The organism is Cellulomonas sp. A375-1 (genome assembly GCF_001040865.1).
In the GTDB taxonomy this organism is placed as follows: Bacteria; Actinomycetota; Actinomycetes; order Actinomycetales; family Cellulomonadaceae; genus Cellulomonas; species Cellulomonas gelida.
On sequence record NZ_LFKW01000123.1, the window covers coordinates 18471 to 28878 of the forward strand.

Genomic DNA, 10408 nt, shown 5'->3' on the forward strand with positions numbered 1-10408 from the left:
CCTGGTCGTGCAAGGAAGGCGGTGACAAGCGAGGCACTGCGACTACGTCCACCACCGTAGCGGCGCGCGAGCGGTCAAGGGGAGAGGTTTCGTCGGACTCGTTCCCTGCTCCGGGCTCGTCGGGCCCGCACCGACGCCGTGCCTGCCGCCGTACGATCGGGCGCGTGCCACCCCGATCACCGCTCCCGGCGCGGCACGGCCTCGCCGCCGCGTGGGTGCGCACACCCGACCGCGACCCCGCTCGCCCGCACCCGTGGCCGACCATGGGCGCCTGGTTGCGTGAACGGTTCCCCGAGTACGTCGACGTCGACGGGATGCTTGCGGAGCGTCGGTTCGTCGACGACGACGGGCGCGCCGTGCGCGACGACGACCCCTACCGGCCGCACCGTTTCGTGTGGTTCCACCGCGAGCTGCGCGACGAGCCACCGGTGCCCGGTGAGCTGCGCGTCGTGCACCGTGACGAGAGGCTCGTCGTCGTCGACAAGCCGCCGTTCGTGTCCTCGATCCCGCGCGGTCGGCACGTGCGCGAGAGCGTCGTCGTGCGCCTGCGCGCCGCGCTGGACCTGCCCGAGCTGTCGCCGCTGCACCGGCTCGACCGCGTGACGTCCGGCCTGCTCATGCTCGCGACGGAACGGCGCTGGCGCGGCCCGTACCAGAGCGTGTTCGAGCGCCGTGAGGTGCACAAGACGTACCGGGCGCTCGCGCCGCTGCGCGACGACCTGGCGCTGCCCGCGGTCGTGCGCAACCACATCCGCAAGGAGCGCGGCGACTGGCAGGCGCACGTGATCCCGGACGCGCCGGTCAACGCCGAGACGCTCGTGGAGCTCGAGTCGCAGCTCGACGGGCGCGGCGTCTACCGGCTGACGCCGCGCACGGGCCGCACCCACCAGCTGCGCCTGCACCTGCTGGGCCTGGGCATCCCGATCGTCGACGACCCGCTCTACCCGGTGGTCCGCGACGTCGCCGTCGACGACTTCGCCCACCCCCTCCAGCTCCTCGCCGGCGAGCTGGCGTTCACCGACCCGATCGACGGCACCGCGCGCACGTTCCACGCGACCCGCCGCCTCCCGCTGACCGCCGAGCCGCCCGCCGCGTGAGGTCGTCAGCGCGCCGCCTCGTCGTCAGCGGAACCTGACGGCGTCACGCCGGGCTGACGACTACGGCGGGGCGGTGATCACGAACGTCCACGCGGACAACGCCGTGGCCCTCGTCTACGTCTGCGGGTTCGCGCTCGACGAGGGAGAGGCGGTCGCCGCAGCGCTCGCGCTGACGGGGGACACCGTCGACCTCACGCCGATCGTCGACATCCGCCCGTACCCTGGCGCTGCCGGGACGCTGCGACGCGGCCATGCCCGCGGCGAGCTCGGCGGGCACGTCCTGGCAGAACACGTCGCGGAAGAACCTGCGGACCTCACCGGGCGGTGCGAGGGTGGCGCGTATGGAGCGCGGCACGGGCACGGAAGACGACGAGGTGCGTGAGCGGCTGCTCGCGATGCGCGCCGAGGCGCTCGACCGCGCGGTCGGGCTCGGCGCCGCGAAGTCCGATCTCGTCGAGGCATCGTGGGGTGCCAACATCGACGACGAGCACGACCCCGAGGGTCAGACGATCGCGTTCGAGCGCGCGCAGGTCGACGCGCTCGCGGCCGACGTGCGCCGGCGCCTCGCGGAGGTCGACGCCGCGCTCGACGGGCTCGAGGCCGGGACGTACGGCACGTGCGTCGTCGGGGGAGAGCCGATCGACCCGGAGCGGCTGCGCGCACGACCGACCGCGACCACGTGCGTCGCGCACGCCTCCCTCCGCCGTCGTGGGTCGCACCCACGACGGACTGCCACGGACGGCTACTCGGTTCTCGGCGGCTCGTAGGCGTCGCACTTTGCCGCGCTGCCGAGCGGACAGATCGTGAGCTCGGTACGGAACGTCTTCCCGTATCGAACTCCGGCAGCACGGTACTTCACCCGAACGCCTGCGAGAGTCCCTATACCAACCCGCGCATCAGGGACCTTGACGCCGATGTAGAGCTCAAGGCCGATGCTGTCGCCCGCGTCGATCGTCATGCCCTCGACAGGCTTGCCTGCAGGCCGGGGCCAGCCATCTGCGACGTCGAACAGGTTGTAGCCGCGTTGGTCAACCCGCTCCGCCCCAATCGCGTCGATCTGTTCGGCGACCTCTACCGGCACGTCCCCGAACAGGACCTCGACGTGCTCGATGATGATGTCCTCATCGCCAGGGTTCGTCAGGTCCTGCAGGCCGAAGGTCACCCACGAACCGGCAGGGAACGCGTCTACGACCACACCAGCGTCGTCGCTGCCCTCCAGTGGGCCGTCGGGGACCGTCCGCAGGATAAGCCAGGCCGTGAGTGCCACAGCGACGACAGCGACGGTCGTGGCCGCCCAAGCGCCGACTCGCCGCGCCGCGCGCCTGGGCTGTACCAGAGGCACGTCAGGCGCGGCGTCGGTGTAGGACTCGCCTGGTGCGGCGGTCATACCGGGTCTCCGCTCGACGGCGGCTTGCCTTCGATGGTGATGTCCGCAACCGACGGGCCGCCATTGTTGCCGCAGTAGCTGACCTTCGCCGTGGCGCTCGATGAAACCTTCGTGTAGGTGATTCGGCCGGAGGTGCCAGTCGTGAACTTCTGGGAGGCGCTTAGCCACCCCCCGATCTTGAACGCCCCCGACGATGTTACCGCCTTGTTATTGGACCGCCAGAAAGACTTGGCGGTGGTAGTGATGTGATTCTGAGGCGAGCACACAAACGGCGTCCACGTCCTGGAAGTTGCGCCCATGGTCCATTTCCGGGGGCGCCACTGACGATATCCGGAGTCGTAGTTGCCGCTGCTGTTGTTGCAGAGGTACTTCAATTCATCGAACTCCCATTGCAGACTATGCACTATGCACTATGCCCTTGTTCTTAGGGCCGTCGAAACTGCTGCCAGCGCTATTTGTGGTGGAGTTTGCCAGGCCGCCGCCGCCAACGAAAGTGGACGTGCCATACATGATGGAAAGTTCCATCTGTGTAGTCTTGGTGCTCTCGTACTGCCAAGTGCTGGTCGTGCCGCCCATGGATCTGACCTTAGCGGTGTCGACGTAGACAGACTTCTTTCTTCCCGTAGAGCCCATGATCACCCGCGCGTTCACGCACTTCTTACTGATCTCCTTCGGAATACTGGCGGCGAGTGTGTCTGAGGTTGCCCCGCTGGAGTCTCGGCTAGCCTCGCCGTCGGCAAGGAGCTCGACGTTCTCCCCATCCGTCGCGGGAACCCGCACCGTGAAGTCAACGCTCGCAGCGCCGCTCGCTGCGCGCTCGACATGAGCCATCCGCAGGGGTACCGGCGCTGCCCCTATCCTTGCCTCTGTCGAGCCCCCGAGTTGCGGGTTGTTTCCCTCGCTCGCGTTCAGGCGTGTCACGGGCGGGCTAATGCGGTCGGCGCCGGAGCGTGTCACAGCGCCGTCGTTCTCCACCGACGGTACGTCGTTCGTAATGTCGATGTCGGCATCGGACACAGACCACGCCGAGCTCTTGACCGTCATGCTGACGGTCTGGCTAACCAGGCCCCGTTCGTCTATGCCAAGGATTGTTACCGCGATCGGCAAGGTAGTCCCGGCGGCACGCGGTGGGACGTCCTCCGGGGCGATGGAAAGGCGATAGCGTCCCGCGGCGTCAGTAACGGTGGACGCGAGCGGCGTGTAGGGAATGGCTACGCCAGGTGGTGCTTCAAACTCCTCGGCGGTGGGGTCGAGTAGCGCTTGAATCGGATAGCCAGCGAGAGCCTCGCCGTCTGCGCCGCGCACAAATCCGGTCGCGATGACGGCGTCCACCGGCGACGGTGCCGCAGCTGCGCCCAGCCCGGCGCACGCTACAGACATCGTCATGATGGCGGCGACTGCTGGCAGTACTCGCACGCGTTGCATCATTTCCCCCTGGCCGTGCGCATTGCTACGCGGTCTATGTGGTGCAAACTACCGGATCGCCCGGACCTTCGTTGCTGGTTTTGCGATGGAGTTCTCTGCGGGCTTGGGGGCTTGGGGGAGACGCCTCGTGTGTGCCCTCGGTACGACTGCACTCCTCCCCTCGAGCCCCGCGCAGGCGAGTTCGCCTACCGAACTGGATCGACGGCACGTGTGCACCCTCACCCCACAGGCCACGTCCAGTCCGCCGGGCCCTCGGCCGAGTCGCCTACCGCGTGAGGTCGTCAGAGAGATGTGGGTCGCCACCACAACCTGACGACCCCACGTCTCCGACGCGGCTGACATCCAGGACCTCGTCGGCTCGACCGACGGCCCGTCGTCCTGGTCGCGCACTCCTACGGCGGGGCTGTGATCACGAACGCCCACGCGGGCAGCGTCGTGGCGCTCGTCCTGGCCGCCGGGTGGGTGCGCACGCCCGACCGCGACCCCGCCCGCCCGGCACCGGGGCCGACCATGGGCACCTGGCTGCGCGAGCGATTCCCTGAGCACGTCGACGTCGCGGTGATGCTCGGAGACGGTCGGTTCGTCGGCGACGACGGCCACCTCGTGCGGGACGACGCCCGTACCGGCCGCACCGGTTCGTGTGGTTCCACCGTGAGCTCCTCCCGCGTGAGGTCGTCAGCAGTCCGCGAAGTCGTCTGCTTCACCGGACGACCACACCTGCACCTGACGACCTGGCGAGCCGGCCGGTCACGCCTCCGCTCCGCTGGGGGCGAGAGTGGGGCGACAGCGGGCTGCGGGGGTCAGCGGGGGGTGCGAGGGTGGCGCGTGTGGAGCGGGGCACGGGGGGCGGGCGCCGACGAGGTGCGTGAGCGGCTGCTCGCGATGCGCGCGGAGGCGCTCGACCGCGCGGTCGGGCTCGGCGCCGCGAAGTCCAACCTCGTAGAGGCGTCCTGGGGTGCCAACATCGACGACGAGCACGACCCCGAGGGTCAGACGATCGCGTTCGAGCGCGCGCAGGTCGACGCGCTCGCGGCCGACGTGCGCCGGCGCCTCGCGGAGGTCGACGCCGCGCTCGACGGGCTCGAGGCCGGGACGTACGGCACGTGTGCCGTGGGGGGAGAGCCGATCGACCCCGAGAGGCTGCGCGCGCGACCGACCGCGACCACGTGCGTCGAGCACGCGGTCCCGTGAGCGGGAACGCCGCTCAGCGCGCGGTCCGGTCGAGCACGCCGCGCAGGTAGGCCGCCTGGCCCGCGTGCTCGAACGCGTCGCCGAGGACGCTCACGAGACGGACGCCGAGCGTCACGGGCGGGTTCCAGCTCTCGTCGACCACGACGTCCAGGTCGTCGTCGGCGAGGCGCTCGACGTACGCGAGCGACGCCGCCGTGGCGTCCGCCAGGTAGCCGAGCAGGAGCTCCGCGGGCGCGACCACCTGCGCCACCTCGTCGGACGTGTGCCCGTACCCGATCGCCGAGTCGTCGAACGGGAGCGCGAACCGCGTGGACCACCCGCGCGACGTCCACACCTGCTCCGTGCCGGCCAGTGGCGCGATCTGCCCGTCCTGCTCGCGCGCGATGTGCCACGCGAGCCACGCGAGCGTGTTCGCGTCCGGGTCGAGCCGCCGGGTCAGGGCCGTGTCGTCGGCGCCCTCGACCGCTCGTCGCACCAGATCCTCGATCCGCCCGAACCCGTCCGCCAGGACGTCCTTCGCCTGCATGGCACCTCCGCAGTCGTGGGTCGCACCCACGCTAGGCCGCCAGCGCCGCGCCTGCCGGACGGGCCGTCGGAAGGGCCGAGATGGAGAAGTACTTCTACTTTTCTAGAAGTACTTCTATCTTTCTGGAAGTACTTCTCGTAGCCTGGAAGCATGGACTTCGGAGATCCCCTCGCGGTGGTCGTGCCGGGCGTGCACGGCAAGGTCCTCGCCGTCCTCGCCCGCTCCGGGTTGCCGCTGACCGGGAAGCGCGCCGCCGAGCTGGCGGATGTGTCGATCGAGCGGACCCGCCAAGTGCTCCACCGGCTGGTCGACTCGGGTCTCATCGAGTCGCAGCGCGCCGGACAGGCAGTCCTGTTCGAGATCAACCGCGCGCACCTCCTCTGGCCGGCCGTCCAAGCGCTCGTCACAGCCGCCGATCAGGTCGTCTGGGCCGTGAAGCGGCGCATCAGCGCGACGATCGACGAGATCCTCGACTCGCAGGACTCTCCACGGGTCACGGCCGCCTTGTTCGGGTCGGTCGCCCGGGGTGACTCGCAACCGGACAGCGACATCGACGTGCTCCTCATCATGCCCGATGAGTTCAGCGACGAGCAGATCGAGGTCCTTGTCGCCGAGGTCATCCGTGACGTCGAGGCCGCTACCGGCAATGACTGCAACACCTTCCAGATCAGCCGGACGAGGTTCGACGAGCTCGTCCGCCAATCGGACCCGATGGTCGCGTCTCTCACAAAGGACGCCGCTGTCTTCCGCGGTCCAGACTTCCGCCGACGCTTGAGGGGGGCGCCATGGGACGAACCAGGAACACCACCGCTCGGGACAACCGCGAGCGAGCCGCGACGGCACGAGAGCACCACCAGGTAGCGCAGGAGCGGCTCGAGATGGCGCCCGACGGTGCGTCGTCCGCGGCTCAGGTCGCCGCTTCGAGCGCCGTGCTCGCCGCGATCGCAGCGTCTGACGCGATCTGTGGTCATGCGCTCGGGCAGCACTCGACCGAGCAGGACCATCGTGCTGGGGGGAGGCTGCTCGAAGAGACCGGTCCCGGAGGACAAGCCCTCGCGCGCAAGTTCACGCGCCTCGCATCCGACAAGACGAACCTGACCTACGGCGGCTGGTGTACGAAGGCCGAGGCGGCTCGTGCCGTGAAGGACGCCGGCGCGTTCATCGACGAACTCGACAGGCTCTCGCTCTAGATGTCGGATCCAGCCCGGACCAGAGACGGCCCCCCGCCGCGTTCACGCAGCTGACCATCGACACCACCAAGGACTACCAACCCCGAACACGCAAACAGGCCGGACCCTGAGGGTCCGGCCTGGTGCCGATGTCCTGAGACATCACACGGCGGAGGATGGGGGATTCGAACCCCCGAGGGCTTGCACCCAACACGCTTTCCAAGCGTGCGCCATAGGCCACTAGGCGAATCCTCCAGGCGCGGCCGTCCGGGCGACCCGACCGACTGCGGGTAGGAGTCTAGCCGAGGAACGGGGGTGTCCTGGCCGCTCGCTCGTCGTATCGGCGGGCGACCTGTCGCGTCCCGACCGGCGGACCGGCTGGGCTATTCTTGGCCCAGACCCCTCGTGCGGCGTCATCTCGCTGAACTCCCCCAGGGCCGGAAGGCAGCAAGGGCAGGTGAGCTCTGGCGGGTGCACGGGGGGTCCTTGCGTGCCCGAGGTGCCGGGACGTCACAGCTAGACGCGCAGGACGGGCGGCTCAAGGGCGGCGACGATCGCGTCCCACTCGGGCCCTGAGGGTGCCGCGCCCTCGGAGGCGGTGAAGTAGTGCTCGAGGAACGCGCGCAGCGGCGCGGTCGGCACGAGCCAGGTCCCGTCGACCTCGACGCCCGCGAGCCGGTCGCCCGAGGCGCACAGCGCGAGCAGGAGCAGGTCGGGCACGCGGCGTCCGCCGGGGTGCATCGCGGGCTGGGCGTAGGGGACGGGGATCACGCGCGCGCCGTGCCGCTGGTAGAACCGCAGCCGCGCGGCCGGGTCGCCGTGGGCGTCGGAACCTGCATGGGCGGCGGGGTCCTCGACCTCGGCGACGACGAGCCACGGGTCGAGCTCGGTGCGCCAGGTGTCGATCGCGTGGTCGAGCAGCAGGCTGCCGACGCCGCCGCCGCGCCGCCCCGGGGCGATGGCCAGGTAGGCGAGCAGCAGGATCCCGGTCTCGGGTGACCACTCCGCGAGCGCGGCTCCGCGCACGCTCTCGTCGTCCCGTGCGACGACGACGTGCAGCGTCCCGCTCTCGAGCATGGCCTCGAGCCGGGGCAGGTCGACGAGCTCGTCGTCGGGGAAGGAGGGGCGCAGCACCTGCTCGTGGACCTCGGCGAGGTCCTGCGGGCTCGTCGTCGGCTTGATGTGCACGTCAGGCTCCGCGCAGCGCGAGGCGGGTGAAGGTCTGTGCGGCGCCGGCCTCGCGCTTGAGCCGCCGCACGAGGGAGTCGAGCGACGCGGGGTCGCTGACGAACGCGTGCAGCAGGTAGTCGTACGAGCCGGTCACGTGCACGGCGTCACGCACCTGCGGGAAGCTCGCCGCGAGCGCCGCGGTGAACGCCTCGTTCGTCGTCCGCTCCGCCAGACGCACCTCGATGAACACCTCGAGCCCGGCCGACGAGGGCGGCGCGGTCTGCCCACGCACCACCGTGAAGCCCGCGATCACGCCGTCCGCCAGGAGGAGCCGGACACGCGCCGCGGCGGCGTTCGCCGAGAGCCCGACGCGGGCGCCCAGCTCGCGGTAGGGGAGCCGTCCGTCGGCCGTGAGCTCGCGGAGGATGGCCTCGTCGATGGCGTCCATGCCGACGATTGTCACAGCAGACTGCGCATCGCGCGCCGCATACCGCCCATCGCCCGCGGAAGTCGCGGCGTGACTGCGGATCTGGGTGCGATGGCTGTGGTCCAGGCCGGGGAATCGGCGACGATGCAGCCATGCTCGCCACGTCCCCGGTCCTGTCCGCTGCCGCTCTCGGCGTCGTCGCGGGGCTGTCCGTGGCCGTGCCGGTCGGTCCGGTGGCCGTGCTGATCGTGCGCGAAGGGCTCGTGCGCGGGCGGCGTGCGGGGGTCGCCGCCGCTGCCGGGGTCGCGACCGTCGACCTCACCTACGCGATGCTCGCGGTGCTGCTCGGCGCGCAGGTCAGCCGGTTGCTCGAGGGGTGGGAGCAGTGGCTGCGCGTGGGCGGGGCGGTCGTGCTCGCGCTCGTCGGGATCGTCGGACTGCTGCGGTGGTGGCGTGCGCGGGGGACCGGCGGGCCGGACGCGCTCGCGGCGGGTCCCGACGAGCCCGCGGGGAGCTCGGTGCGCGCGGCACGGGTGTGGGGCAGGTTCGTCGTCATCACGCTGCTCAACCCGGCCACCGCCCTGATCTTCGCGACCGTGGCCGTGGGGCTCGCGGGGCGGCTGGTCGCGGGGCCGGGGGCGCTCGTCGCGTTCGCGATCGGCGCCGGCGCGGCCTCGCTCGCGTGGCAGTGCGTGCTCGGGCTCGCGGGGGCGTGGGCCGGGGGACGGCTCGGCGCGCGGTGGCAGGAGTGGTCCGCGCCGATCGGGTCGGGGCTCGTGGTGCTGCTCGCCGCGTGGGTGGCCGTCGCCTGACCGCCGCGACCGTCGCGACCGTCGCGCGGTCCCGCCCGCGGACGTCCGGGTGTGCACGAGCGGCCACGGCTGTCAGTGAGGGCGTCTAGGGTTCGGGGGGTGACGACTGCGCTGTACCGCCGCTACCGGCCGGAGACGTTCGCCGAGGTGATCGGTCAGGACCACGTCACCGCGCCGCTTCGGCAGGCGCTGCGGACCGGCCAGGTCAACCACGCCTACCTGTTCTCGGGACCCCGCGGGTGCGGCAAGACGACGAGCGCGCGCATCCTCGCGCGCATCCTCAACTGCGCACAGAACACCGAAGCCAGCCCCACCGACACCCCGTGCGGGACGTGCCCGTCCTGCGTGGAGCTCGCCCGGGGCGGGCCGGGGAGCCTGGACGTCGTCGAGATCGACGCGGCGAGCCACGGTGGTGTCGACGACGCGCGTGAGCTGCGCGAGCGCGCCACGTTCGCCCCGGCGCGCGACCGGTTCAAGATCTTCATCCTCGACGAGGCGCACATGGTCTCGAACCAGGGCTTCAACGCCCTGCTGAAGATCGTCGAGGAGCCGCCGCCGCACGTGAAGTTCGTGTTCGCGACGACCGAGCCGGACAAGGTCATCGGCACCATCCGCTCGCGCACGCACCACTACCCGTTCCGCCTGGTGCCGCCGGACGTGCTGCTGCCCTACCTCGAGCAGCTCTGCGAGGCCGAGCGCGTGCCCGTCGGCGGCGGCGTGCTACCGCTCGTCGTGCGCGCGGGTGGCGGGTCGGTGCGCGACACGCTGTCGGTCCTCGACCAGCTGATCGCGGGCTCCGACGCGTCCGGGATCGAGTACGGCGGTGCGGCCGCGCTGCTCGGCTACACGCAGGCCTCGCTGCTCGACGACCTGGTCGACGCGATCGCCGCGGGCGACGGAGGTGCCGCGTTCCGCGTCGTCGAGCGTGTGATCTCGACCGGGCACGAGCCGCGCCGCTTCGTCGAGGACCTGCTCGAGCGCCTGCGCGACCTCATCGTCATCGACGCCGCGGGCGACGCGGCGGGCGCCGCCCTGCGCGGACTGCCCGAGGACCAGCTCGCCACCATGCGCGTGCAGTCCGCACGGCTCGGATCCGCGGAGCTGTCGCGGTCCGCGGACCTGGCGAACGCCGCGCTGACCGAGATGACCGGCGCCACGTCGCCGCGCCTGCACCTCGAGCTCCTCATGGCCCGCCTCCTGCTGC

14 protein-coding genes, 1 tRNA gene and 1 other RNA gene are annotated in these 10408 nt (G+C 71.0%); 9 read left to right on the top strand and 7 right to left on the bottom strand.

Annotated features, from left to right (window positions below):
- Positions 1–164: 164 nt before the first annotated feature.
- From CWIS_RS12615 to CWIS_RS12625, 3 genes are all read left to right on the top strand, one after another.
- Positions 165–1097, top strand: a complete 933-nt coding sequence (locus tag CWIS_RS12615; protein ID WP_048343661.1) for a pseudouridine synthase — start codon at positions 165–167, stop codon at positions 1095–1097.
- Positions 1098–1170: 73 nt separating this feature from the next.
- Entirely contained in the window at positions 1171–1479 is a 309-nt protein-coding gene (locus CWIS_RS18990) for a hypothetical protein (RefSeq protein WP_048343662.1), read from the top strand.
- Positions 1439–1864, top strand: coding sequence for a TraR/DksA C4-type zinc finger protein (locus tag CWIS_RS12625; RefSeq protein WP_048343663.1), 426 nt, complete (start codon positions 1439–1441; stop codon positions 1862–1864). The genes CWIS_RS18990 and CWIS_RS12625 overlap by 41 nt, the downstream gene beginning before the upstream one ends.
- Here CWIS_RS12625 and CWIS_RS12630 read toward each other — a convergent pair.
- From CWIS_RS12630 to CWIS_RS12635, 3 genes are read right to left on the bottom strand one after another with little or no spacing between them, the layout of a single operon-like run.
- Positions 1840–2484, bottom strand: a complete 645-nt coding sequence (locus CWIS_RS12630; RefSeq protein WP_141371770.1) for a hypothetical protein — start codon at positions 2482–2484, stop codon at positions 1840–1842. The two genes, CWIS_RS12625 and CWIS_RS12630, sit on opposite strands and share 25 nt — an antisense overlap.
- Positions 2481–2888 (bottom strand): hypothetical protein, encoded by a 408-nt coding sequence (locus tag CWIS_RS18440; protein WP_156186646.1) that lies wholly within the window; start codon positions 2886–2888, stop codon positions 2481–2483. Before CWIS_RS18440 ends, CWIS_RS12630 begins: the two co-directional genes overlap by 4 nt.
- Entirely contained in the window at positions 2881–3816 is a 936-nt protein-coding gene (locus tag CWIS_RS12635; RefSeq protein ID WP_048343665.1) for a hypothetical protein, read from the bottom strand. Before CWIS_RS12635 ends, CWIS_RS18440 begins: the two co-directional genes overlap by 8 nt.
- A 918-nt stretch (positions 3817–4734) precedes the next feature.
- Here CWIS_RS12635 and CWIS_RS12640 point away from each other — a divergent pair.
- Positions 4735–5100, top strand: coding sequence for a TraR/DksA C4-type zinc finger protein (locus CWIS_RS12640; protein ID WP_229747510.1), 366 nt, complete (start codon positions 4735–4737; stop codon positions 5098–5100).
- Positions 5101–5113: 13 nt separating this feature from the next.
- On the opposite strand, the gene CWIS_RS12645 is transcribed toward CWIS_RS12640, so the two are convergent.
- Positions 5114–5626, bottom strand: a complete 513-nt coding sequence (locus tag CWIS_RS12645) for a DUF664 domain-containing protein (protein WP_048343666.1) — start codon at positions 5624–5626, stop codon at positions 5114–5116.
- 150 nt (positions 5627–5776) lie between these two features.
- On the opposite strand from CWIS_RS12645, the gene CWIS_RS12650 reads away from it, so the two are divergent.
- Together CWIS_RS12650 and CWIS_RS12655 are read left to right on the top strand one after the other, a co-directional pair.
- Positions 5777–6487 carry a nucleotidyltransferase domain-containing protein gene (locus CWIS_RS12650; protein WP_048343667.1) on the top strand — a complete coding sequence of 237 codons (711 nt, stop codon included), beginning with the start codon at positions 5777–5779 and terminating at the stop codon, positions 6485–6487.
- A gap of 17 nt (positions 6488–6504) precedes the next feature.
- Positions 6505–6816, top strand: a complete 312-nt coding sequence (locus tag CWIS_RS12655; RefSeq protein ID WP_048343668.1) for a hypothetical protein — start codon at positions 6505–6507, stop codon at positions 6814–6816.
- A 149-nt stretch (positions 6817–6965) separates the two neighbouring features.
- Here CWIS_RS12655 and CWIS_RS12660 read toward each other — a convergent pair.
- Positions 6966–7050: transfer RNA gene (locus CWIS_RS12660), tRNA-Ser, on the bottom strand.
- 139 nt (positions 7051–7189) lie between these two features.
- Here CWIS_RS12660 and ffs point away from each other — a divergent pair.
- Positions 7190–7286, top strand: an RNA gene (gene ffs, locus CWIS_RS18100) — signal recognition particle sRNA small type.
- 25 nt (positions 7287–7311) lie between these two features.
- Here ffs and CWIS_RS12665 read toward each other — a convergent pair.
- Complete coding sequence (locus tag CWIS_RS12665) at positions 7312–7983, bottom strand: GNAT family N-acetyltransferase (RefSeq protein WP_053071710.1); 672 nt, start codon at positions 7981–7983, stop codon at positions 7312–7314.
- Position 7984: 1 nt separating this feature from the next.
- Positions 7985–8413, bottom strand: a complete 429-nt coding sequence (locus CWIS_RS12670) for an Lrp/AsnC family transcriptional regulator (RefSeq protein ID WP_048343669.1) — start codon at positions 8411–8413, stop codon at positions 7985–7987.
- A 131-nt stretch (positions 8414–8544) separates the two neighbouring features.
- Here CWIS_RS12670 and CWIS_RS12675 point away from each other — a divergent pair, with 131 nt between their 5' ends.
- Together CWIS_RS12675 and CWIS_RS12680 are read left to right on the top strand one after the other, a co-directional pair.
- Complete coding sequence (locus tag CWIS_RS12675) at positions 8545–9204, top strand: LysE family transporter (protein ID WP_048343670.1); 660 nt, start codon at positions 8545–8547, stop codon at positions 9202–9204.
- Positions 9205–9303: 99 nt separating this feature from the next.
- On the top strand, positions 9304–10408 hold a 1105-nt coding region (locus tag CWIS_RS12680), incomplete at its 3' end, for a DNA polymerase III subunit gamma and tau (RefSeq protein WP_048343671.1).